This is a genomic window from Streptococcus mitis, from assembly GCF_901542415.1.
GTDB lineage: Bacteria > Bacillota > Bacilli > Lactobacillales > Streptococcaceae > Streptococcus > Streptococcus mitis_BL.
On record NZ_CABEHV010000004.1, the window covers coordinates 112,389 to 135,980 of the forward strand.

At 41.0% G+C, this 23,592-nt stretch carries 26 protein-coding genes and 2 riboswitches; of the genes, 21 read left to right on the top strand and 5 right to left on the bottom strand.

Annotated elements, in window-relative coordinates:
* The 8 genes from thiE (FQT24_RS00710) (at window position 1) to thiE (FQT24_RS00745) (ending at window position 6,344) form a co-directional block, all read left to right on the top strand.
* Window positions 1-630 (top strand): thiamine phosphate synthase, encoded by a 630-nt coding sequence (gene thiE, locus FQT24_RS00710; RefSeq protein WP_143951880.1) that lies wholly within the window; start codon window positions 1-3, stop codon window positions 628-630.
* Window positions 631-840: 210 nt separating this feature from the next.
* Window positions 841-929, top strand: a riboswitch (TPP riboswitch).
* Window positions 930-1,085: 156 nt separating this feature from the next.
* The gene (locus FQT24_RS00715) at window positions 1,086-1,646 is read left to right on the top strand and encodes an ECF transporter S component (protein ID WP_000915275.1); all 561 of its coding nucleotides are present in this window, start codon (window positions 1,086-1,088) and stop codon (window positions 1,644-1,646) included.
* A complete protein-coding gene (locus tag FQT24_RS00720; protein WP_143951881.1) occupies window positions 1,647-3,032 on the top strand; it encodes an ATP-binding cassette domain-containing protein in 1,386 nt (461 codons plus the stop codon).
* A 1-nt stretch (window position 3,033) separates the two neighbouring features.
* Window positions 3,034-3,684, top strand: a complete 651-nt coding sequence (locus FQT24_RS00725) for an energy-coupling factor transporter transmembrane component T (RefSeq protein ID WP_143951882.1) — start codon at window positions 3,034-3,036, stop codon at window positions 3,682-3,684.
* A 10-nt stretch (window positions 3,685-3,694) separates the two neighbouring features.
* Window positions 3,695-4,387, top strand: coding sequence for a thiaminase II (gene tenA / locus FQT24_RS00730; protein WP_143951883.1), 693 nt, complete (start codon window positions 3,695-3,697; stop codon window positions 4,385-4,387).
* A gap of 4 nt (window positions 4,388-4,391) precedes the next feature.
* Window positions 4,392-4,916 carry an energy coupling factor transporter S component ThiW gene (gene thiW / locus FQT24_RS00735; protein ID WP_001225552.1) on the top strand — a complete coding sequence of 175 codons (525 nt, stop codon included), beginning with the start codon at window positions 4,392-4,394 and terminating at the stop codon, window positions 4,914-4,916.
* Window positions 4,916-5,731, top strand: coding sequence for a hydroxyethylthiazole kinase (locus FQT24_RS00740; protein ID WP_143951884.1), 816 nt, complete (start codon window positions 4,916-4,918; stop codon window positions 5,729-5,731). The genes thiW and FQT24_RS00740 overlap by 1 nt, the downstream gene beginning before the upstream one ends.
* A complete protein-coding gene (gene thiE / locus FQT24_RS00745; protein WP_143951885.1) occupies window positions 5,712-6,344 on the top strand; it encodes a thiamine phosphate synthase in 633 nt (210 codons plus the stop codon). Before FQT24_RS00740 ends, thiE (FQT24_RS00745) begins: the two co-directional genes overlap by 20 nt.
* Window positions 6,345-6,503: 159 nt before the next feature.
* Here the strand turns inward: thiE (FQT24_RS00745) and thiD are convergent, their stop codons facing one another.
* Entirely contained in the window at window positions 6,504-7,295 is a 792-nt protein-coding gene (gene thiD / locus FQT24_RS00750) for a bifunctional hydroxymethylpyrimidine kinase/phosphomethylpyrimidine kinase (protein ID WP_143951886.1), read from the bottom strand.
* An 83-nt stretch (window positions 7,296-7,378) separates the two neighbouring features.
* Window positions 7,379-7,477: riboswitch (TPP riboswitch) on the bottom strand.
* A 183-nt stretch (window positions 7,478-7,660) separates the two neighbouring features.
* Here thiD and FQT24_RS00755 point away from each other — a divergent pair.
* The 6 genes from FQT24_RS00755 to manA all read left to right on the top strand — a co-directional run bounded on the left by FQT24_RS00755 (window position 7,661) and on the right by manA (window position 14,191).
* Window positions 7,661-8,056 carry a CopY/TcrY family copper transport repressor gene (locus FQT24_RS00755; RefSeq protein WP_143951887.1) on the top strand — a complete coding sequence of 132 codons (396 nt, stop codon included), beginning with the start codon at window positions 7,661-7,663 and terminating at the stop codon, window positions 8,054-8,056.
* Between the two features lie 10 nt (window positions 8,057-8,066).
* Window positions 8,067-8,438 carry a cupredoxin domain-containing protein gene (locus FQT24_RS00760; protein ID WP_000935077.1) on the top strand — a complete coding sequence of 124 codons (372 nt, stop codon included), beginning with the start codon at window positions 8,067-8,069 and terminating at the stop codon, window positions 8,436-8,438.
* A gap of 9 nt (window positions 8,439-8,447) precedes the next feature.
* Complete coding sequence (locus tag FQT24_RS00765) at window positions 8,448-10,691, top strand: heavy metal translocating P-type ATPase (RefSeq protein ID WP_143951888.1); 2,244 nt, start codon at window positions 8,448-8,450, stop codon at window positions 10,689-10,691.
* Between the two features lie 211 nt (window positions 10,692-10,902).
* Window positions 10,903-12,678 (top strand): pyruvate oxidase, encoded by a 1,776-nt coding sequence (gene spxB / locus FQT24_RS00770; RefSeq protein ID WP_049524631.1) that lies wholly within the window; start codon window positions 10,903-10,905, stop codon window positions 12,676-12,678.
* A gap of 58 nt (window positions 12,679-12,736) precedes the next feature.
* Window positions 12,737-13,084, top strand: coding sequence for a VOC family protein (locus tag FQT24_RS00775; protein ID WP_143951889.1), 348 nt, complete (start codon window positions 12,737-12,739; stop codon window positions 13,082-13,084).
* Window positions 13,085-13,246: 162 nt separating this feature from the next.
* Window positions 13,247-14,191: a mannose-6-phosphate isomerase, class I gene (gene manA / locus FQT24_RS00780; protein WP_143951890.1), complete on the top strand. Its 945-nt coding sequence runs from the start codon at window positions 13,247-13,249 to the stop codon at window positions 14,189-14,191.
* Between the two features lie 40 nt (window positions 14,192-14,231).
* Here the strand turns inward: manA and FQT24_RS00785 are convergent, their stop codons facing one another.
* Entirely contained in the window at window positions 14,232-15,572 is a 1,341-nt protein-coding gene (locus tag FQT24_RS00785; RefSeq protein WP_143953002.1) for a sodium-dependent transporter, read from the bottom strand.
* Between the two features lie 246 nt (window positions 15,573-15,818).
* On the opposite strand from FQT24_RS00785, the gene FQT24_RS00790 reads away from it, so the two are divergent.
* Complete coding sequence (locus tag FQT24_RS00790) at window positions 15,819-16,559, top strand: MerR family transcriptional regulator (protein ID WP_143951891.1); 741 nt, start codon at window positions 15,819-15,821, stop codon at window positions 16,557-16,559.
* Between the two features lie 41 nt (window positions 16,560-16,600).
* Here the strand turns inward: FQT24_RS00790 and FQT24_RS00795 are convergent, their stop codons facing one another.
* Genes FQT24_RS00795 through FQT24_RS00805 form a run of 3 tightly spaced genes read right to left on the bottom strand, consistent with a single transcriptional unit; the run spans window position 16,601 to window position 19,241 of the window.
* Window positions 16,601-17,122, bottom strand: a complete 522-nt coding sequence (locus FQT24_RS00795; RefSeq protein ID WP_143953003.1) for a DUF1697 domain-containing protein — start codon at window positions 17,120-17,122, stop codon at window positions 16,601-16,603.
* 37 nt (window positions 17,123-17,159) lie between these two features.
* A complete protein-coding gene (locus FQT24_RS00800; protein WP_064276978.1) occupies window positions 17,160-18,338 on the bottom strand; it encodes an aminoacetone oxidase in 1,179 nt (392 codons plus the stop codon).
* 57 nt (window positions 18,339-18,395) lie between these two features.
* Window positions 18,396-19,241 (bottom strand): DegV family protein, encoded by an 846-nt coding sequence (locus FQT24_RS00805; protein ID WP_143951892.1) that lies wholly within the window; start codon window positions 19,239-19,241, stop codon window positions 18,396-18,398.
* Window positions 19,242-19,365: 124 nt separating this feature from the next.
* Between FQT24_RS00805 and FQT24_RS00810 the strand changes: the two genes are divergently transcribed.
* The 6 genes from FQT24_RS00810 to FQT24_RS00840 all read left to right on the top strand — a co-directional run bounded on the left by FQT24_RS00810 (window position 19,366) and on the right by FQT24_RS00840 (window position 23,481).
* Window positions 19,366-19,923, top strand: coding sequence for a TetR/AcrR family transcriptional regulator (locus tag FQT24_RS00810; protein ID WP_000004136.1), 558 nt, complete (start codon window positions 19,366-19,368; stop codon window positions 19,921-19,923).
* 18 nt (window positions 19,924-19,941) lie between these two features.
* Window positions 19,942-20,409: a deoxycytidylate deaminase gene (locus FQT24_RS00815; protein ID WP_000136973.1), complete on the top strand. Its 468-nt coding sequence runs from the start codon at window positions 19,942-19,944 to the stop codon at window positions 20,407-20,409.
* 88 nt (window positions 20,410-20,497) lie between these two features.
* Window positions 20,498-21,127 (top strand): uracil phosphoribosyltransferase, encoded by a 630-nt coding sequence (gene upp / locus FQT24_RS00820; protein WP_000515974.1) that lies wholly within the window; start codon window positions 20,498-20,500, stop codon window positions 21,125-21,127.
* Between the two features lie 173 nt (window positions 21,128-21,300).
* Window positions 21,301-21,891 (top strand): ATP-dependent Clp protease proteolytic subunit ClpP, encoded by a 591-nt coding sequence (gene clpP, locus FQT24_RS00825; RefSeq protein WP_000613475.1) that lies wholly within the window; start codon window positions 21,301-21,303, stop codon window positions 21,889-21,891.
* A gap of 78 nt (window positions 21,892-21,969) precedes the next feature.
* Window positions 21,970-22,257, top strand: coding sequence for a YlbG family protein (locus FQT24_RS00835; RefSeq protein ID WP_084926910.1), 288 nt, complete (start codon window positions 21,970-21,972; stop codon window positions 22,255-22,257).
* 63 nt (window positions 22,258-22,320) lie between these two features.
* Window positions 22,321-23,481, top strand: a complete 1,161-nt coding sequence (locus tag FQT24_RS00840; protein ID WP_020903477.1) for an ABC transporter substrate-binding protein — start codon at window positions 22,321-22,323, stop codon at window positions 23,479-23,481.
* Window positions 23,482-23,592 lie beyond the last annotated feature (111 nt).

Sequence of the window (23,592 nt, forward strand, 5' to 3'; positions counted from 1 at the left end):
ATGTTTCATAAAGAATTACTAAAACTATATTTTATTTGTGGAACGACTACTTGCCAAGGAAAAGATCTATATACGGTCGTTGAGGAAGCCTTAAAAGGTGGTATAACCTTATTTCAATTCCGTGAAAAAGGGGAGGGAGCATTAGAAGGTAAAGAAAAAGTCGAATTAGCAATAAAACTACAGGATCTTTGTAAAAAATACAATGTTCCGTTTATTGTTAATGATGATATTGATTTGGCAATGGAAATTGACGCTGATGGCGTACATGTAGGACAAGATGACCTTGGAGTTGATGAAATTAGAAAATTGATGCCAGATAAAATAATTGGTCTTTCTATAAAAAACGAGGAAGAATTTCAACAATCAAAAGTTGAATATGTCGATTATGTTGGTGTTGGTCCTGTATTTGATACCCAGTCAAAGGATGATGCTGGTGGTGCTATAGGTTATGAAGGTCTTAAATTGATGAGAAAACTATTGCCACAAATGCCCTTAGTTGCAATTGGTGGGATACAGACGCAACATATTAAAGACATTATGAAGACCAATGTTGACGGTGTTTCAATCATTTCATCAATATCGTATGCAAAAAATATAGAAAAAACTGTTCGAGAAATGAGTGAGCAATAGGTATCTATCCTTGGATTCTAAGTAAGTGGAAGTTTTCCTTTTCTAAAAAGCTATGTCCAGATTCAGCTCAAATGGCTAATCTATCAAACAAGACATTTGGTTTTTGCAAAAGAAATATCTGCTGTCTTTGTGAGTGCAAGGCTGTATTTCCCAGTTCAATTCCTTGAACTAGAATAAATCGTCTGTTAAAATAATTATATAATTAAATAATAAAGACATTTGGGGTGCTTTAGGCTGAGATGATACCCATTGAACCTGATACAGTTAAGACTGGCGAAGGGAAATGTGAAATGGTTTTGTATTTATAGAAACTAACCATCTAATCTTGTAAGCTGAACTCTAATTTCTATCTGTAATTAGAGTTTTTTCTTTTACGAAACTGGATGAAGATGATACAAAGCATTTAGGTAGCTCACCTTGAATGCCCCACTTTTCTTTAAAAAAGGAGTTTTTTTATGTTGAAAAAATGGCAGTTAAAAGATGTTATTTTACTTGCTTTCTTGTCTATCTTTTTTGGTGGCGTTTTTGTAGGATCCGGATATCTGTTTGATATCCTCACTCTGATTTTAGCACCTCTTGGTTTACAGGCCTTTGCCAATGAAATCCTCTTTGGTCTCTGGTGTATGGCTGCGCCTATTGCTGCCATTTTTGTTCCAAGAGTGGGAAGTGCAACGATTGGAGAAGTGCTAGCTGCGCTTGCTGAAGTCCTTTATGGTAGCCAATTCGGTCTAGGTGCCCTTTTGTCTGGCTTGGTTCAAGGTTTGGGAAGTGAACTTGGTTTTATCGTAACCAAGAATCGCTATGAAAGTTGGCTCTCTCTAACTGCTAATAGTATTGGGATTACGCTTGTTAGCTTTGTCTATGAATACATTAAGTTAGGTTACTATGCCTTCTCCCTTCCTTTTGTCCTTTCTTTGCTTGTAGTACGTTTTATTTCCGTCTTTTTCTTCTGTACTATCTTGGTTCGTGCCATTGTCAAACTTTATCATCAGTTTGCAGCTGGGGGCAAGGCATAGATGGGGTTGGAACTACGAGCGATTCAGTCCCCAATCTTCTCTGAGCCGCTTGATTTTACTTTTCATGAGCAAGCCTTTACCTTGCTAGTTGGGAGCAGTGGTTCAGGAAAATCTAGCCTCTTTCAAATGATTGCCCAAGTCAGTTCTCTTTCCTATAGTGGTCAAGTCCTGATAGATAGGAGCGAGGTCAGTCAGCTTTCTATCATCGAACGTGTCCAGACGGTTGGTATTCTCTTTCAAAATCCCAATCATCAATTTACCATGGAGAACTTGTTTGAAGAGCTGATTTTTACCTTGGAAAATATTGGGCATCCTATTCAGGAAATTGATTCTAAAATAGCAGAGGTGGTTCGACAATGTCGCTGTGAGAAGATCTTGCACCGTCCCATCCATCACTTATCAGGTGGAGAAAAGCAAAAGGCTGCCTTGGCTGTTCTATTTTCTATGAATCCTAGGGTCTATCTATTGGATGAACCTTTTGCTTCCATTGACCGCAAGAGTAGGATAGAGATATTGGAGATTCTAAAAGAGTTGGTCTCTGATGGGAAGACAGTTATTTTGTGCGACCATGATTTAACGGACTATGAAGTCTATATCGACCATATGGTGGAGCTAAGAGATGGACGACTAAGGGAAGTGTTTCAAATCCCTACCTCTGAGATGACACAGGTTGCTTCAAAGGAAGTTGGTTCTAGCCTAGAACTGTTTCATATGGATCGAACAACTTGTGAGCTTAATAATCGCCCCCTCTTTTCAATTGCGGATTTTACATTCTACCAAGGAATTTCCTGTATTTTGGGTGACAATGGTGTCGGGAAATCAACCCTCTTTCGGTCTATTCTTCAATTTCAAAAGTATAAGGGTCGTATTACTTGGAAGGGGAGGGTCCTGAAAAGGAAAAAGGGTTTGTATCGTGACCTGACGGGTGTTGTTCAGGAAGCTGAGAAGCAGTTTATCAGAGCCAGTCTGCGAGAAGAGCTTCAATTAGATGGACCTGATTCTGAAAGAAATCAGCGGATACTCCAAGCTTTACGATATTTTGATCTGGAGCAGGCTCTTGATAAGAGTCCCTATCAATTAAGTGGTGGTCAGCAAAAGATTCTACAGCTCTTGACCATCTTGACTAGCAAGGCTTCTGTAATCTTGCTAGATGAACCATTTGCTGGTTTGGATGATAGAGCTTGCCATTATTTTTGTCAGTGGATGTTGGAGGACAGAAATCAGGGAAGAAGTTTTCTGATCATTAGCCATCGTTTAGATCCCTTGATCTCTGTGGTTGATTATTGGATTGAGATGACTAGTCAAGGTCTCAGTCATGTGAAAGAAGTGACAATTACCAAACCACTCACATCTCAGAGTAGTAATACCCAAGGGGAGGTGAGATAGTATGGTCAAAGTAGCAACTAAGACACCAATTATCAGTCTCTTCTTGCTGATTTTATCGCTGGAAACATCTTTCATTCCTTCGATTGCTCTAAATCTTTCGGTAGTCGCATTTTGTATTCTCTTTATGCTCTATTACCGTCGATTTAAAGTATTGGCTTGGATGATTCTGCTTGCCATTTTGCCATCCTTTGCCAACTACTGGGCAGTTCAGTTACATGGAGATGCTTCGCAGGCAGTCATGCTTGGAACGAGGGCCTTTGTGACCGTTTGTATTGGTCTTGTTTTTGTTTCCTCTATTTCCCTAAAAGAGCTTCTCTTGTACTTGGCTCAAAAGGGGTTATCACGCTCTTGGGCCTATGCCTTGATTGTGGTATTCAATTCCTTCCCCCTTATTCAGCAAGAAATCAAGTCCCTCAAAGAAGCTTGTCTATTACGTGGTCAAGAACTGCATGTTTGGTCTCCCTTGATTTACAGCAAGGTTCTGATGACAGTCTTTAGGTGGCGTCATCTTTATCTGAGAGCTCTGTCAGCGCATGGATATGACGAACATGCACAGGTGGAGAATCGCTATCGGACTTTTTATATTGCTAAAAAAACAAAATTCATCTACCTGCTGTTCTTTTTATTGCTTCAAACCAGTCTATTTTTATAAAGGAGTTATTATGGAATTTACAGATATTGCGATGGAATTATCCAAGGAAGCTTGGCAGGCTTCCTTTCATCATCCCTTTGTTTTACAGTTGCAAGAGGGAAATTTAGACCCGTCCATCTTTCGCTATTACTTGATTCAGGATGCCTACTATTTGAAGGCCTTCTCAGAAGCCTATCACCTCTTGGCTGATAAGACTTCAAACCAAGAGATGAAAAGACTCTTGAAACAAAATGCTCAGAGTTTAGTGGAAGGTGAGTTATTTATCCGCCAACAATTTTTCAAGGAATTGGAAATCAGCGACCAGGAAATGGAGCAACATCTAATCGCTCCAACCTGCTATCATTATATCTCTCACATTTATCGTCAATTTGAAGAAGCAAATCTAGCCATTGCTTTTGCGAGCTTGCTGCCTTGTCCTTGGTTATACCATGATATAGGCAAATCACTTAATCTTAAACCATCACCAAATCCTCTCTACCAACAATGGATTGAAACTTATATTACGGATGAGTTGGAGCAGCAGATCAGAGAGGAGGGAGCGCTAGTCAATCAACTCTATCGCGAAAGTGATGAGACAGACAAGAAAAAAATGCTAGATGCCTTCCACATCAGTGTTCATATGGAAGCTAAGTTTTGGGAAATGGCCTACCAACACCAGACATGGAAGAGCGATTTACAGTCTTTAGAAACAGGAGAAGAATAGAAACATGAGAAAGCACCAATTACAGGTTCACAAATTAACCATTTTATCCATGATGATTGCCCTTGATGTAGTCCTTACTCCTATCTTTCGGATTGAGGGAATGGCACCGATGTCCAGTGTAGTCAATATTCTAGCAGGAATCATGATGGGACCTGTTTATGCCTTGGCTATGGCTACAGTGACAGCCTTTATCCGTATGACGACTCAAGGGATTCCGCCTTTAGCTCTCACAGGAGCGACTTTTGGAGCCCTTCTAGCAGGTCTCTTTTATAAGTATGGTCGAAAATTTTACTTTTCTGCCTTGGGAGAAATTTTGGGAACAGGTATCATTGGTTCTATTGTCTCCTATCCTGTTATGGTACTCTTTACAGGATCGGCCGCTAAGCTTAGCTGGTTTATCTACACTCCTCGATTTTTCGGAGCAACCTTGATTGGTACAGCGATTTCCTTTATTGCCTTTCGATTTTTAATCAAGCAGGAATTCTTTAAAAAAGTGCAGGGATATTTCTTTGATGAAAGGATAGACTGATGCAGGAATTGACAAATCCTTTTCCTATAGGCTCTAGTTCCCTCATTCACTGTATTACCAATGAGATTTCTTGTGAGATGCTAGCAAATGGGATTTTGGCTCTGGGATGTAAACCTGTCATGGCAGATGATCCCCGTGAGGTTCTTGATTTTACCAAACAGAGCCAGGCTCTCTTCATCAATTTGGGGCATTTGTCAGCTGAGAAGGAAAAAGCAATCCGTATAGCAGCTTCTTATGCAGCTCAACTTTCTCTCCCAATGGTGGTAGATGCGGTTGGCATAACGGCTTCAGTCATTCGTAAGAGCTTAGTTAAAGACATTTTAGACTATAGACCTACGGTCCTTAAAGGAAATATGTCGGAAATCCGGAGTCTTGTTGGCTTAAAACACCACGGCGTTGGGGTCGATGCGAGTGCTAAAGATCAAGAAACTGAGGATTTACTTCAAGTCTTGAAAGACTGGTGTCAGACCTATCCTGGTATGTCATTCTTAGTTACTGGCCCTAAGGACCTCATCGTTTCGAAGAGTCAGGTCGCTGTACTGGGAAATGGCTGTACAGAATTAGACTGGATAACAGGAACAGGAGATTTAGTTGGAGCTTTAACAGCTGTTTTTCTCAGCCAGGGAAAAACTGCCTTTGAAGCTTCTTGCCTAGCGGTTTCTTATCTCAATATCTCTGCTGAGAGAATAGTTGTTCAAGGAATGGGATTGGAAGATTTTCGATACCAAGTACTCAATCAGCTTTCGCTCCTCAAAAGAGATGAAAACTGGCTAGATGCTATCAAAGGAGATGTTTATGAACAGAGAGGCGCTTAGACTGTATCTGGTAACCAATCGCTACCAAGATTCCGTGGAAAGCTTTCTTGCAAAAGTTGAGACTGCCTGCCGTTCAGGTGTTACCATAGTCCAATTACGAGAAAAAAATCTCACAACCAATCAATATTATCAACTGGCGAAACAAGTCAAGGAAATAACAGATGCCTATCAGGTACCCTTGATAATCGATGATCGCTTGGATGTCTGTCTTGCGGTTGATGCTGCAGGTCTGCATATCGGCGACGATGAACTACCAGTTTCGGTTGCCAGACAAGTCTTGGGTCCTGAAAAAATCCTTGGTGTCACAGCTAAAACTGTAACAAGAGCCCTCGAGGCAGAAGAAGGAGGTGCGGATTACTTGGGGACAGGAGCCATTTTCCCGACTACGACCAAGGAAAATGCGCCTATCACCCTGATTTCAACCTTGAAAACAATTTGCCAAAGAGTCGCTATTCCAGTAGTTGCTATCGGAGGTTTGACGTCAGATAACATTGAACAGCTTATTGGTACTGGCATAGCTGGAGTAGCTGTAGTGCGTGATTTGATGCAGGCAGAAGATATAGAGGCAAAAACACAAGCTTTTTTGACAAAGTTGGATGACATTATTTTCTAATTAATACTCAATGAAAATCAAAGAGCAAACTAGGAAGCTAGTCACAGGTTGCTCAAAGCACAGCTTTGAGGTTGCAGATAAAGCTGACGTAGTTTGAAGAGATTTTCGAAGACTATAAAAACTCTCTAATTCCCTTAAAGTGGGAACTAGAGAGTTTTTTTAATCTTTAAAGCTTGTATGGTTGACTGGGCCAGAACCATGACCGAGTTGAGGGGCGTCTTGGATGGCTTTCGTGATAAAGGCCTTGGCTTTATCGACTGCTTGATAGAGGGTTTTCCCCTTGGCTAGTTCAGCCGTAATCACTGCAGCAAAGGTACATCCAGTACCATGTGTATGACAGGTTTGAATTCGTGGACTTTCCCAGACAAATTGGTCCTCCTTGGTAAAGAGGAAATCCTTGGCACCGCCTTCGAGATGCCCACCTTTGATGACCACAGACTGAGGACCAAATTCTTTTAAAATCAGGCGACCGGCACGCTGCATGTCTTCAGGATCATGGATTGAAAAACCAACAATTTCTTCTGCCTCAGGAAGATTCGGAGTGATAATACTTGCAAGTGGAAGCAGATTTGTTTTTAGGTAGCTTCTGGCACTGGTATCAATCAGGGTGTCACCGCTTGTTGCGACCATAACAGGGTCAAGGACGTAGGGACAATCTAGCTTTTTAAGATAGGGCTGGATGATTTCCATAATTTCAGTAGTTGCCAACATCCCAGTTTTTACAGCCTGAGGTGGGATATCCGAAAAGACACTCTCTAATTGGGCTTTCAACATTTGAGGAGAAACGTGTTCGATCAATTGAACGCCGCTGGTATTTTGAGCGACAAGACTTGTCACAACAGCCATTCCATAGACATCTCTAGCTTGGAATGACTTTAAATCTGCCATAATGCCAGCACCGCCACTAGGGTCAGTCCCTGCAATGGTCAAAGCAACGGGTAAATAAGTCATCTAAAACCTCCCAACCAACTGAAGTTTGTATTCTTAAGAACAAGCTGGTCTGTTTTAGAAAGGTAATAGAAGACTGCTAGTCCACATTATCATTTCCACTTCCATCAGCTAGCATTACCTAGATTGAGTCAAAGGGATCTAACAGTTGTTAATCTCAGCTTTACGCACCCCTAGTGGTTGTTTTCTTTTTTCTTTAGTATAGCATATTTTTATAGTTTATATAGTAAAAAATGACTGCAAATTGTTTTTCAAATGATTAAAATTCTATTTTTCGAAGAAAAGATTAATTTTATAATTGACAAATGTAGATTTTAAGAGTATACTGATAATTGTAATTGACAAATGTAGATTTTGGAGGTGTGCTAATGCAGATTTCAGATGCAGAATGGCAGGTCATGAAGATTATTTGGATGCAAGGAGAGCAGACTAGTTCAGATTTGATTAGGGTTCTGGCGGAGCGGTTCGACTGGTCCAAGTCGACCATTCAAACTCTTTTGGCTCGTTTGGTTGATAAAGAGTGTTTGACTCGGAAAAAAGAAGGCAAGTCCTTTGTCTATTCAGCCCTTTTAACTTTGGACCAAAGTCGAGATTTGCTTGTCCAAGATATCAAGGACAAGGTTTGTTCTCGTAGGATTAAGAACTTGTTAGCTGATTTGATTGCTGAATGTGATTTTACTCAGGCTGACTTGGAAGACTTGGAAGCTGTGATTTCTGAGAAGAAATCAAGCGCTGTAACAGAAGTAAGATGTAATTGTATGTAAAGGAGACGTCATGTTAAATAGTATTGTAACCATTGTTTGTATTGCCCTTATCGCCTTTATCTTGTTCTGGTTTTTCAAAAAGCCTGAAAAATCTGGACAAAAGGCCCAGCAAAAAAACGGCTACCAAGAGATTCGAGTGGAGGTCATGGGGGGCTATACGCCTGAGTTGATTATCCTCAAGAAATCAGTGCCAGCCCGCATTGTCTTTGACCGCAAAGATCCTTCACCATGTTTGGATCAGATCGTATTTCCAGACTTTGGTGTACATGCGGATCTGCCAATGGGGGAAGAGTATGTAGTGGAAATCACGCCTGAGCAGGCTGGAGAGTATGGTTTCTCTTGTGGCATGAATATGATGCACGGTAAGATGATTGTAGAATAGGAGAATGATATGACTGAAATTGTAAAAGCAAGTCTTGAAAATGGTGTTCAAAAAATCCGTATCACGGCAGACAAAGGCTACCATCCAGCCCACATTCAACTGCAAAAAGGGATTCCAGCTGAGATTACCTTTCATCGAGCAACTCCTTCAAACTGTTACAAGGAAATTCTGTTTGAAGAAGAAGGCATCTTGGAACCAATCGGCGTAGATGAGGAGAAAGTCATTCGTTTTACACCTCAAGAATTAGGTCAACATGAATTTTCTTGTGGTATGAAGATGCAAAAGGGAAGTTATACAGTTGTTGAGAAGACTCGAAAATCTCTATCACTTTTACAGCGTTTTTGGATTACTAGTATCTTTACTGTGCCTCTTGTAATCCTCATGATTGGGATGTCGACAGGAGGAATCAGTCACCAAGTCATGCGTTGGGGCACCTTTTTAGCCACAACACCGATTATGCTAGTAGCAGGTGGTCCTTATATCCAAAGTGCTTGGGCTAGTTTTAAAAAGCACAATGCCAACATGGATACCTTGGTTGCTCTGGGAACCCTAGTGGCCTATTTCTATAGCTTAGTTGCCCTCTTCGCTGGCCTCCCCGTTTACTTTGAAAGTGCTGCCTTTATCTTCTTCTTCGTTCTTATGGGAGCCGTTTTTGAGGAGAAAATGCGGAAAAATACTTCCCAAGCTGTGGAGAAATTACTTGACTTGCAGGCTAAAACTGCAGAAGTCTTGCGTGAGGATAACTATGTTCAAGTCCCTTTGGAGCAAGTCAAGGTAGGTGACCTGATTCGAGTGCGTCCCGGTGAAAAGATTGCGGTTGATGGTGTCGTAGTAGAAGGTATCTCTAGTATTGATGAGTCTATGGTGACAGGTGAGAGTCTGCCTGTGGACAAGACAGTTGGAGATACCGTCATTGGTTCAACCATCAATAATAGTGGAACACTTGTTTTTAGAGCAGAAAAAGTTGGTTCAGAGACTGTTTTGGCTCAGATTGTGGATTTTGTGAAGAAAGCTCAGACCAGTCGTGCGCCGATTCAGGACTTGACGGATAAGATTTCAGGGATTTTTGTCCCAGCAGTTGTCATTTTAGGGATTGTGACCTTTTGGGTTTGGTTCGTCTTGCTCAGGGATAGTGTAGTTGTGCTTGGAGCGAGCTTTGTGTCTTCGCTTCTCTATGGAGTAGCAGTTCTGATTATTGCCTGCCCTTGTGCATTGGGACTTGCAACACCGACAGCCCTTATGGTGGGGACAGGTCGCAGTGCCAAGATGGGAGTTCTCCTCAAAAATGGAACGGTTCTACAGGAAATCCAGAAAGTCCAAACCATTGTCTTTGATAAGACCGGAACTTTGACTGAAGGGAAACCTGTGGTCACAGATATCATCGGCGACGAAGTAGAAGTGCTTGGATTGGCAGCTTCCTTGGAAGAAGCTTCTCAACACCCACTGGCTGAAGCCGTTGTGAAACGAGCGAGTGAAGCTGGACTTGAGCTTCAAACTGTTGAAAATTTCCAAGCCTTGCACGGAAAAGGTGTCTCAGGGCAAATCAATGGAAAACAAGTTCTGCTTGGAAATGCTAAAATGCTGGATGGCATGAACATTTCTAGCACTTATCAAGAAAAACTAGAAGAACTGGAAAAAGAAGCTAAGACAGTTGTGTTCTTGGCTGTTGAGAATGAAATCAAAGGCTTGCTTGCTCTGCAAGATATTCCTAAGGAAAATGCTAAGCTTGCCATCAGTCAGTTGAAAAAACGAGGTCTTAAAACAGTCATGCTGACAGGAGACAATGCTGGTGTGGCGCGTGCTATTGCAGATCAAATCGGAATCGAAGAGGTCATTGCAGGTGTCTTGCCAGAAGAAAAAGCTCATGAAATCCATAAACTACAAGCGGCTGGCAAAGTAGCCTTTGTTGGGGACGGTATCAATGACGCTCCTGCGCTTAGTGTAGCAGATGTGGGGATTGCTATGGGAGCTGGAACGGATATCGCTATCGAGTCAGCAGATTTAGTGTTGACAACCAATAACCTCCTAGGCGTGGTTCGTGCCTTTGACATGAGTAAGAAAACCTTTAATCGAATTCTGCTCAATCTTTTCTGGGCCTTTATCTACAATGTCGCCGGAATTCCGATTGCAGCAGGAGTCTTTTCTGGTGTTGGACTGGCCCTCAATCCAGAACTGGCAGGTCTAGCTATGGCCTTTAGTTCTGTATCCGTTCTGACTAGTTCACTCTTACTAAACTTTAGTAAAATAGATTAAAAGCGGGCTTGCTCGCTTTTTATTATAAAACAGAAGCTAAAAACGTTTTCAAACTGTACTGTAATAGAGAATAAAAACTTCTGAGCAGATTCTTAGTAAAGTCAAAATAAATGTGATAAATTAGTATTGTAAAAATTTACTGAAACGTTTTCAAAAACTATATGAAACCTTTTTTAGTAGATTTAAAAATATTTGAAGGAGAGTTATCATTATGACTCAAGGGAAAATTACTGCATCTGCAGCAATGCTTAATGTATTGAAAACATGGGGCGTAGACACAATCTACGGTATCCCATCAGGAACACTCAGCTCATTGATGGATGCTTTGGCTGAAGACAAAGATATCCGTTTCTTGCAAGTTCGCCACGAAGAAACAGGTGCTCTTGCAGCGGTTATGCAAGCTAAATTCGGCGGCTCAATCGGGGTTGCAGTTGGTTCAGGTGGTCCAGGTGCGACTCACTTGATTAACGGTGTTTACGATGCAGCTATGGATAACACTCCATTCCTAGCAATCCTTGGATCACGTCCAGTTAACGAACTCAACATGGATGCTTTCCAAGAATTGAACCAAAACCCAATGTACAATGGTATCGCTGTATATAACAAACGTGTAGCTTACGCTGAGCAATTGCCAAAAGTAATTGACGAAGCTTGCCGTGCTGCAGTTTCTAAAAAAGGTCCAGCTGTTGTTGAAATCCCAGTAAACTTCGGTTTCCAAGAAATCGACGAAAACTCATACTATGGATCAGGTTCATACGAGCGTTCATTCATCGCTCCTGCTTTGAACGAAGTTGAAATCGATAAAGCTGTTGAAATCTTGAACAATGCTGAACGTCCAGTTATCTATGCTGGTTACGGTGGTGTGAAAGCTGGTGAAGTGATCACTGAATTGTCACGTAAAATCAAAGCACCAATCATCACAACTGGTAAAAACTTTGAAGCTTTCGAATGGAACTATGAAGGTTTGACAGGTTCTGCTTACCGTGTTGGTTGGAAACCAGCCAACGAAGTGGTCTTTGAAGCAGACACAGTTCTTTTCCTTGGTTCAAACTTCCCATTTGCTGAAGTTTACGAAGCATTCAAGAATACTGAAAAATTCATCCAAGTGGATATCGACCCTTACAAACTTGGTAAACGTCATGCCCTAGACGCTTCAATCCTTGGTGATGCAGGTCAAGCAGCTAAAGCTATCCTTGACAAAGTGAACCCAGTTGAATCTACTCCATGGTGGCGTGCAAACGTTAAGAACAACCAAAACTGGCGTGATTACATGAACAAAATCGAAGGTAAAACTGAGGGTGAATTGCAATTGTATCAAGTTTACAATGCAATCAACAAACATGCTGATCAAGACGCTATCTATTCAATCGACGTAGGTGACACTACTCAAACATCTACTCGTCACCTTCACATGACACCTAAGAACATGTGGCGTACATCTCCACTCTTTGCGACAATGGGTATTGCCCTTCCTGGTGGTATCGCTGCTAAGAAAGACAATCCAGATCGCCAAGTATGGAACATCATGGGTGACGGTGCATTCAACATGTGCTACCCAGACGTTATCACAAACGTTCAATACGACCTTCCAGTTATCAACGTTGTCTTCTCAAATGGTAAATATGCCTTCATCAAGGACAAATACGAAGACACAAACAAACACTTGTTTGGTTGTGACTTCCCTAATGCTGACTATGCAAAAATCGCTGAAGCTCAAGGAGCTGTTGGATTTACAGTTGACCGTATCGAAGACATCGATGCAGTTGTTGCAGAAGCTGTTAAATTGAGCAAAGAAGGTAAAACTGTTGTTATCGATGCTCGCATCACTGAACACCGTCCACTTCCAGTAGAAGTACTTGAATTGGATCCAAAACTTCACTCAGAAGAAGCAATCAAAGCTTTCAAGGAAAAATACGAAGCAGAAGAACTCGTACCATTCCGCCTCTTCTTGGAAGAAGAAGGGTTGCAATCACGCGCAATTAAATAATTCCTTCGTGGAACTTAAAAAGATCGGAGCAATCCGGTCTTTTTATGGAGGATAGTAAATGAATTTAAATCAATTAGATATTATCGTTTCCGATGTTCCCCAAGTCTGTGCTGACTTGGAGCGTATTTTGGATAAAAAATCCGATTATGTTGATGACAGTTTTGCTCAGTTTACGATTGGCAGTCACTGTCTGATGCTATCCCAAAATCATTTGATTCCTTTGGAAGATTTTCAGTCAGGAGTCATTCTTCATATCGAGGTTGAGGATGTAGACCAGAACTACAAACGGTTGAACGAGCTTGGTATCCAGGTTTTAAACGGTCCAACTGTAACCGATTGGGGAACAGAGTCCTTATTAGTTAAAGGTCCAGCTGGTCTAGTGCTTGATTTTTATCGTATGAAATAGGACATAGTAGAGTTTGATCGCCAACAAAAGTTATAGCATAAGAAGGGTTTTATTCACTATTTTTATAAAATCTTCTCCCTACTTTATAAGATGTGAAAAAGAGTTCAACTGGAACTCTTTTTTTGCTATAATGAGGGGAGAAAAATCAGATAGGAGATCGACATGTCAGAACCATTATTTTTACAATCAGTTATGCAAGAAAAAATTTGGGGTGGTACAAAGCTACGTGATGAGTTTGGATACGACATCCCAAGTGAAAAAATAGGGGAATACTGGGCCATCTCAGCTCATCCAAATGGAGTTTCAAAGGTGGTCAATGGTCGTTACGAGGGAACAGACCTAGCCACTTTGTATGCGGAACACCGTGAATTGTTTGGCAATCGTCCTGAGCCTGTATTTCCGCTTTTGACTAAGATTCTGGATGCCAACGACTGGCTCAGTGTTCAAGTTCATCCAGACGATGCTTACGGACTCGAGCATGAAGGCGAACTTGGAAAAACAGAATGCTGGTACATCATCGCTGCGGATGAAGGTTCAGAGATTATCTACGGTCACAATGCCAAGTCAAAAGAAGAACTCCGCCAGCAAATCGAGGACAAGAACTGGGATGCCTTGTTGACAAAAGTACCAGTTAAAGCTGGAGATTTCTTCTATGTGCCGAGTGGCACCATGCATGCTATTGGTGCAGGTATTTTAATCCTTGAAACACAACAATCTAGTGACACAACCTACCGTGTCTATGACTTTGACCGTAAGGATGATAATGGTAACTTGCGTGAACTTCACCTTGAAAAATCCATTGATGTCTTGAACATCGGCGAGCCTGCAAATAGCCGTCCTGTAACTGTTAAAGCAGATGATTTGCGTTCCACTCTCCTTGTATCCAATGATTTTTTTGCAGTTTACAAGTGGGAAATCACTGGAAAAGTTGATTTTGAGAAGACAGCTGATTACAGCTTATTCAGTGTCTTAGCTGGTCAAGGTCAACTGACTGTTGACGGAAAAAACTATCAAATCCAAAAAGGCAGCCACTTTATCCTACCAAGTGATGTTGAAGCTTGGACCTTGGAAGGACAAGATTTGGAATTGATTGTTAGCCATCCATAAAAAAGAAAGGGCCTGAGTTCATTACTCAAGTCCTTTTTGATTACATAAATTGGGCGATAAAGACCACGATGATGATGATTGGAATGATGAAACGAAGAAGGAAGAGCCAGACTTGGAACAGTCCCTGTTTCCATGCTCTTTCATCGAGATGGAGTTCCTCCATTGCAAGAGCCTTTTTAAAGATATAGCCTGTAAAAAGTGAAAGGCAGAGAGCTCCAAATGGCATGAGGAGATTGGAAACCAAGAAGTCCATAGCGTCAAAGAAGGTCTTCCCAAAGATGTGAACATCTGCCATGACACCGTAAGATAGGGCTGAAGGAATTCCAAAGACAAAGGTCAAAATTCCTAAAATCACACTCCATTTAGCACGCTTGCTGTTGTCCTGATTGGTGATATTGCCCACATTGATTTCCAGCATAACAACGGAAGAAGTGACTGTCGCAAAGAGGAAGAGCAAGAGGAAGAGGATGTAGAAAATGGTTCCAAAAGGCATCTTGTCAAAGAGTTGAGGCAAGACGATAAAGAGCAGGCTTGGTCCCCCTTCAGATTGGATATTGAAGGCTGACATAGCAGGGAAAATGGCTAGACCTGCCATGATGGACACCGAGATGTTCATTGCTACAATAGAAATTCCTGACTGGACTAGATTGGTTTTCTGATCCAAATAAGAAGCATATGTCAGCATGGCTGTAACCCCTAGTGAGAGGGCAAAGAAAGATTGTCCCAGAGCATAGAGGAGACCAGCACTGGTCAGTTTTGAAAAGTCTGGTTTGAGGAAGTAGAGAACGCCTTCCATGGCATTTGGCAAACTGAGAGAGCGTCCGATGATGACAACAAAGATGATAAAGAGTAGGGGCATCATGACCTTAGAAGCTCTTTCAATTCCTTTTTGAACCCCACGTGATACAATAAAGATATTCAATAAGATAAAGGCAGCTTGAGCTCCTAGTGCAATGGTTGGATTTGAAATGATTGAAGTAAATAGTTGCGCGTAATCACCCGTTCCACCAAGTTGGAACAATTTTCCAAACTCAATGCCTAGATAGACTAAAATCCAGCCGCCAATAACACTGTAGAAAGATAAGAGGATAAAGAGGGCAAAGGCACCAATCCAACCGATAAAGTTGTATTTGCTATTCTTTCCTAGTTTTCCAAAGGTTTTAATCCCAGAGACACCAGCGCTTCGGCCGAGGGCAAATTCAGCTAGCAAAAGGGGGAAACCTATTAAAATAGTGGAGATGAGAAAGACCAGTAAAAAGCCTCCTCCGCCATTAGCAGCAGTCATATAGGGGAATTTCCAAACTGCTCCAAGTCCGATGGCTGAACCAGCAGATGCTAGGATAAAGCCCAGTTTAGAACCCCATTGCGATTTTTCAGACATAGTTAAACTCCTAAAATTAATGTTACAAAAGAAAAAGCTACTGCCCTTGGCAAATAGCCGCACAAGTACTCAAGATGAGCCTTTCTTTTGCTTGATAGACTTGACTATCCTATCATGTTTTCTAAGGTCTGTCAAGAAAACCATTTTCAAGCTTTTAGCCCCTTCTCAAAAAGTTTAAAAATTTCGCAAAAACGCTTGACTCTGACCTAAGGTGAGGGGTTATACTATCAATGTAAGGAGGAAATCATGTACCATATAAAAGAAGCTGCGCAGCTTTCAGGTGTCTCTGTCAAGACCCTGCACCACTACGACAAGATAGGACTCTTGGTTCCCTTAAAGTCGGAAAACGGCTATCGAACATACAGCCAAGAGGATTTGGAACGCCTACAGGTCATTCTTTACTACAAATATCTAGGTTTTTCTTTAGAAAAAATAGCAGAGCTGTTAAAGGAAGATAGATCAGATTTATTGCCTCACTTGACTAGACAGTTGGACTATTTGACTCGAGAAAGGCAACATCTGGATACCTTGATTTCCACCTTGCAAAAAACCATTCAAGAACAAAAAGGAGAAAGAGAAATGAGCATTCAAGAGAAATTCGCAGGATTTAACTATCAAGACCATCAAAAATACCACCAAGAGGCGGTAGAGAAGTATGGACAAGATGTGATGGACCAAGCGCTCGAGCGCCAAAAAGGTCACGAAGACGAAGCTACGGCTGCCTTCAATCAAGTCTTTCGAGCCTTGGCACAAAATCTTCAAGCTGGTTTGCCTGCAACAGCAACTGAAAACCAAGAGCAAGCAGCCAAGCTCTTGCAAGCCATCCGTACTTATGGATTTGATTGTACTATTGAAGTATTCGGTTATATCGGTAAAGGCTACGTTTATAACCCAGAGTTTAAGGAAAACATTGACAAATTTGGACCTGGAACAGCCCAGTACACATCAGATGTGATCGCTCATTATGTCCAAACTCAGACAAAATAAAATCGGAGGAGTATTCTTCCGATTTTTACTAAATTAAAGCACTACTTGCTTAATAATTTTTCTACTACATTTAGTTTTCGCATTGTCAAATCTACATTAAAAAGCTTTTCAAGATAGTTGGTACTGAGCTTTTTTCGTTTTGCAGTTCTAGGGAGATAGAGGTAAAGACAATGGTTACCGATACAAATTTCTTCTTCACCGTAATCAATTTTCAATTTTTCTAAAGGGAGACTTTGAATAGATTCTTGATAAAAAATCACATGTATACGGTCATAAAGATAGTGTTCTCCAAACGGGTTTTCTTGGACAATTTTTTTAAAATCACTTTTGTTCTTGATAACCATTTTTAAGTCGGCCCCAATTTTTTCCTTTATCAGAGTATGAACACATTCTCGTATTTCTTCTAAATCTAAATCACTTTCAAGAATGATATTCCCACTTTGAATATAGGTTCGAACGTGTTGAAAACCAGCTTCTGTTAAAATATCTACCAAATAAGACATTTTCGGGATAGCATTTTTTCCATTAGGAGTAACACCTCTTAGTAAAATAATATGTTCCAAAGGACTTCCTTTCTTATTTTGTATTTTAGTCATTCAATTATTTATATATTTGATTTGAGCCTGCCACCCAACCGGTACAGAGGGCTGAAGTGATATTAAAGCCACCCGTGTGGGCATTGATATCCATGACTTCGCCAGCAAAGTGAAGGCCAGGTACCAGCTTACTTTCAAGGGTTTTAGGGTTGATTTCCTTAAGACTGACACCACCCTTGGTAACAAAGGATTTGGCGAGAGACATTTTACCAGTCACAGGGATTTTGAGGGTCTTAATAGACTGGAGAAGTTGTTCTTGTTCCTTTTCACTCAACTGTTTGACTTTGTCAGGATAGCCTTGAACAAAAAAATCTGCCAAGCGTTCTGGAAGCAAAGTTTTTAAGGCATTTTTCAAGGATTTTTCCCGATTTTCTTCTAGAAATGTAGTCAAGTCATTTTCAGAAAGATGAGGCAAGACATCCAGTGAAAGGATTTCACCACCCTTGACAAAACTAGACATACGTAGGGCAGCAGGGCCAGACAAACCAAAGTGGGTAAAGAGCAAATCGTGAGTGATGACATGCTTACCATAGCTTAGGGTCACATCGTCCAGCGAAATACCCTGCAAGACCTTGTGTGGAAAATCTGTCAACAAAGGACTCTCAGCGGCCTCAAGTTCGGTGATGGTGTGCTTAAAATGACGGGCAATCTCGTGACCAAACCCAGTTGAACCAGTCGAAGGATAGGATTTCCCACCTGTTGTGACAATGAGTTTCTCACAAGTGAAGGTTTGGTCTGCGGACTTAAGGACAAACTGGTCGTCTATCTTTTTAACCGAAACAATCTCCGTTTGAGTAGCAACTCGACCACCGAGTTCAGTGATTTTCTTTTCCAAGGCCTCGATAATGGTCCGAGACTTGTCACTAGCAGGAAAGACGCGTCCGTGGTCTTCGACCTTAAGTTTAACACCATTTTCTGTAAAAAAATTAATGATATCATGGTTATCAAATTGGGAGAAGACACTGTAGAGAAAGCGCCCATTTCCAGGGATGCCAGCTAGTAGGTCATCTAGAGTTCCGTTGTTGGTTACATTGCAACGTCCCCCGCCAGTACCAGCTAATTTTTTTCCAAGTTTCCGATTTTTTTCGATGAGGAGGGTTTTCTGTCCATAAAAGCTACTGGAAATCGTAGCCATCATACCAGCAGGACCTCCACCAATGACGATAGTATCAAAATGTTTCATAGCTCTATTGTACCACAAAAAAACAAGAGATGAAGTCACCTCTTGTCAAGAATGCAATTAATCAATTTCATACCCCATCAGCAAACCACCATCTTCTGCATAAAAACTGCAGAGACCAGATGTTGGGAGAATTTTAATATCCGCCTGTGGGAAATTTTCGCGGATTCGCTCTGAGAGCTGTTGGCAACATTTCTCGTTATTGCGTTGGGCCATGACAATACGACCACCAGCATATCCAGCTTTAATGATTTCATCATAGGCAGCTTGAACTGATTTCTTTGGTCCTCGTGCTTTTTGTAGCAATTCGAGAGTTCCAGTTTCACTAGCTTCTCCGACCATACGGATATTGAGAAGGCCAACGACCGTACCGATAAGCTTGCTCAAACGGCCGTTCTTCACCAAGTTATCGACTTTAGCTAGGACAAAAAGTAACTTGGTTTTTTCTTGATAGGCAGTGATAGATTCAACCACTTCTTCAAAAGATAAGCCCTGGTCGATCAAGTCATTCACTTTTTCTACGAGCAAGTCAACTTCCCCACCAGCAGACAAACTATCAATTATATGAATTTTAGTATCAGGATGTTCTTCCAGATAAATATTTTTTGCTAGTTGAGCACTATTGTGGCTTCCAGAAAGAGTACCAGTGATGGTTACTATGAAAATGTTTTTGGCTCCTTCAAATGCTCGCAAATAATCATCTGGGCTTGGACAAGCTGATTTTGAAGCTTCTGCAGTTGCATACATGGTTTCCATCATTTGGTCAATGTCAAGACTGGCATCATCAACAAAGACCTGATCAGCTACTTGAATGGTTAAGGGCACACTTACAAAGGTCGTGTCAATAGCTGGTCTTGCCAGCTGACGATAATCACAACCAGAGTCAGCAATAATCTTCCAAGTCATAGAAATTCTCCATCTTTGTCAGTTATACATTGACAAAGGTTCTGTCTTTTTTTACAATTATATCATGAAAGCCCTTGAAACAAAAGCCTCATCCGTCTGTTGTGACAAGTAGAAAGAAAATGTTATGTCTGAACGTAGAATCTCTGAAAAGTCTCTTGAAAATCTCAGAAAATCAAACCAAGAATCCAATTTATTAACTAGAGAAGCCATCGAAACAGCCCTCTTGCAGCTCTTGGAAAAAAAGGACTTGACCAAGATTAGTATTTCTGAATTGGTCAAACGTGCAGGCGTTTCTCGTGCAGCCTTTTACCGTAATTATGATTCCAAAGAGGAGATTTTAGAAAGCGTCTTTAAACGAACTGTCCACAACATTATGGAACAGTTGCATCATTATGATTTAAAGACAGACCTTTATCTGGTCTGGGTTCACCTTTTCCGAGAAGCAAGAAAGGAAGCCAGAGTGATTCAATTGGCCTTAGATTACCATCTGGAAAAAATCTTTGTCCAAGCCATGCAGGAGTTTCTGGAAAAATACCATGGAAAATCAAAAGGTGTCAGCTCTTATCTTCATTCCTTCTGGAGTTCAGCCATCGTCTCAGTCCTTTTAAAATGGATCAAGGATGGCATGAAGGTACCTGCTGAAAAGATTGCAGATTTACGGTTACCATTTTTTAAAAAATAGAGAAAAAGGAGAAGAGATATGACTGAAAAAAGACTGGCCTGGGATGAGTATTTTGCAGCCCAAGCATTACTAATTGCCAATCGTTCCACTTGTAAACGTGCCAAAGTGGGCGCGATTCTGGTTAAGGATAATAAGGTAATTTCAACTGGTTACAATGGTTCAGTGTCAGGAACCGAGCATTGTATTGACCACGAATGTCTAGTCATTGAAGGACACTGTGTTCGCACCCTTCACGCTGAGGTCAATGCTATCCTTCAAGGTGCAGAACGTGGTGTTCCTAAAGGTTTCACAGCCTATGTAACCCATTTTCCTTGTCTGAATTGTACCAAACAATTATTGCAGGTCGGCTGCAAGCGCGTGGTTTATATCAACCAGTACAGAATGGACGACTACGCCCAATACCTTTATCAAGAAAAAGGAACAGAATTGACCCATCTACCACTTGAGACAGTACAGGCAGCTCTTAAAGAGGCAGATTTAATGTAAAAATTATCAAAAATAAATAGTTTGGAAAGATTTTTAAACCGTTTTTTGGTATAATAAGAAGAATAAATTGAAAGAAGGAATTCCAAAAATGGGAAAAATTGAAGTTATTAATCATCCACTGATTCAACACAAATTGTCAATCTTGCGTCGTACAGATACTTCTACAAAAGCTTTTCGTGAGCTAGTAGATGAGATTGCAATGTTGATGGGGTATGAAGTACTTCGTGATCTTCCACTAGAAGATGTGGAAATCGAAACACCAATCACAAAAACAGTTCAAAAACAATTGGCAGGTAAGAAATTGGCCATCGTTCCAATCTTGCGTGCAGGTATCGGGATGGTCGATGGGCTCTTGAGCTTGGTTCCAGCTGCTAAAGTTGGCCACATTGGTATGTACCGTGATGAAGAAACGCTTCAACCAGTTGAGTACTTGGTGAAATTACCTGAAGATATTGACCAACGTCAAATTTTTGTGGTAGACCCAATGTTGGCAACAGGTGGATCAGCAATCTTGGCTGTTGACTCTCTTAAAAAACGTGGTGCATCAAATATCAAATTTGTCTGCCTTGTATCTGCTCCAGAAGGTGTTAAAGCCCTTCAAGAAGCTCATCCAGATGTAGAAATCTTTACAGCAGCCTTGGATGAACGCTTGAACGAACACGGTTATATCGTTCCAGGTCTTGGAGATGCTGGAGACCGCTTGTTCGGTACGAAATAAGATCGAAAAGAAGAATGACTTGGAAAAGAAGCTCCAGTCACGAAAGGAGGTTGAATTTTTGTTTCTGTCTGATGAAAACAGAGCAAAAATTTGACCTTTTTTGACCAAGATATTATAATAGTCTTATCTTCAGTCATTTGACCAACAAAATTAAAACTCAAAAGGAGAAATAAATGATTCCTGTAGTTATTGAACAAACAAGCCGTGGAGAACGTTCTTACGATATTTACTCACGTCTTCTCAAAGACCGCATCATTATGCTGACAGGCCCAGTTGAAGACAATATGGCCAACTCTGTTATTGCCCAGTTGCTTTTCTTGGATGCCCAAGATAGTACAAAGGATATTTACCTTTATGTAAATACACCTGGTGGTTCCGTTTCAGCTGGTTTGGCAATCGTTGATACCATGAACTTTATCAAGGCAGATGTCCAAACCATTGTTATGGGAATGGCAGCATCTATGGGGACGGTCATTGCATCAAGTGGAGCAAAAGGCAAACGTTTCATGCTTCCAAATGCAGAGTATATGATCCACCAACCAATGGGTGGTACAGGTGGAGGTACTCAGCAAACCGATATGGCGATCGCTGCAGAACACTTGCTTAAAACTCGTAATACCTTGGAAAAAATCTTGGCTGAAAATTCAGGTCAGTCAATCGAAAAAGTTCACGCAGATGCAGAACGCGATAACTGGATGAGTGCCCAAGAAACACTTGAATATGGCTTTATTGATGAAATCATGGCCAACAATTCATTGAATTAATGATGAAAGAAGGCAAACTCGACTGGGTTTGCTTTTTTTGGTATAATAGGGAGAGATTTCTTAGAAAGAGGATTTATCATGTTTGAAAAAGTCAAACGATCTGGCTTGATTATCTATCTTTACTATAATCGTGATGCCAAAAAATTGCAGGATTATGGAGATATTACCTATCATTCCAAGAAACATCGTTACTTACAACTCTATGTTCCAACTCAAGAAATGGAGCAATTGGTCGGGCGCTTGGGCAAGGAAAAGTTTATAAAAAAAGTCAGGGTTTGTCATATCCAAGAGCTGGAAACACCTTTTGTGGGCAATCTTCATCGAGAGGAAAACGTTATCATCGAAAAAGTTCAAGAAAAGTGTTGACAATTTTCTGATAATTCGGTATATTCTTAACATGCTATTTAAGAAATAAGGAGACAAAAAAAGATGAAGAAAAAATTTGCCCTATCGTTTGTGGCGCTTGCAAGTGTAGCACTTCTTGCAGCCTGTGGAGAAGTGAAGTCTGGAGCGTCAAACGCTGCTGGTAACTCAGTAGATGAAAAGACAATCAAAATCGGATTTAACTTTGAAGAAACTGGTGCCGTAGCAGCTTACGGTACATCTGAACAAAAAGGTGCCCAACTTGCTGTTGATGAAATCAATGCAGCAGGTGGTATCGACGGAAAACAAATCGAAGTAGTTGATAAAGATAATAAATCTGAAACTGCTGAGGCGGCTTCAGTAACAACTAACCTAGTAACCCAATCTAAGGTATCAGCAATCGTAGGACCTGCGACATCTGGTGCAACTGCAGCTGCGGTAGCGAACGCTACAAAAGCAGGTGTTCCATTGATTTCGCCAAGTGCGACTCAAGATGGATTGACTAAAGGTCAAGATTACCTCTTTATCGGAACATTCCAAGATAGCTTCCAAGGAAAAATTATCTCAAACTATGTTACTGAAAAATTAAACGCTAAGAAAGTTGTTCTTTACACTGACAATGCCAGCGACTATGCTAAAGGTATTGCTAAAGCCTTCCGTGAAGCTTACAAAGGTGAAATCGTTGCAGATGAAACTTTCGTAGCAGGTGACACAGACTTTCAAGCAGCCCTTACAAAAATGAAAGGGAAAGACTTTGATGCTATCATCGTCCCTGGTTACTACACTGAAGCTGGTAAAATTGTAAACCAAGCGCGTGGTATGGGAATTGATAAACCAATCGTTGGTGGTGATGGATTCAACGGTGAAGAGTTTGTACAACAAGCAACTGCTGAAAAAGCATCAAACATCTACTTTATCTCAGGCTTCTCAACTACTGTAGAAGTTTCAGCTAAAGCAAAAGCTTTCCTTGATGCTTACCGTGCTAAGTACAACGAAGAGCCTTCAACATTTGCAGCCTTGGCTTATGACTCAGTTCACCTTGTAGCAAACGCAGCAAAAGGTGCTAAAAACTCAGGTGAAATCAAGGATAACCTTGCTAAAACAAAAGATTTTGAAGGTGTAACTGGTCAAACAAGCTTCGATGCAGACCACAACACAGTCAAAACTGCTTACATGATGACCATGAACAATGGTAAGGTTGAAGCAGCAGAAGTTGTAAAACCATAATAGAAAAATGTTGAAATAGGGAATGAGCCTCTGACTCACTCCCTGTTTCGGTGTTTAAGAACCTATCAAAAAGTGAGGGGAAACCCTCAAAATTATAAATAGAAAGAGTGA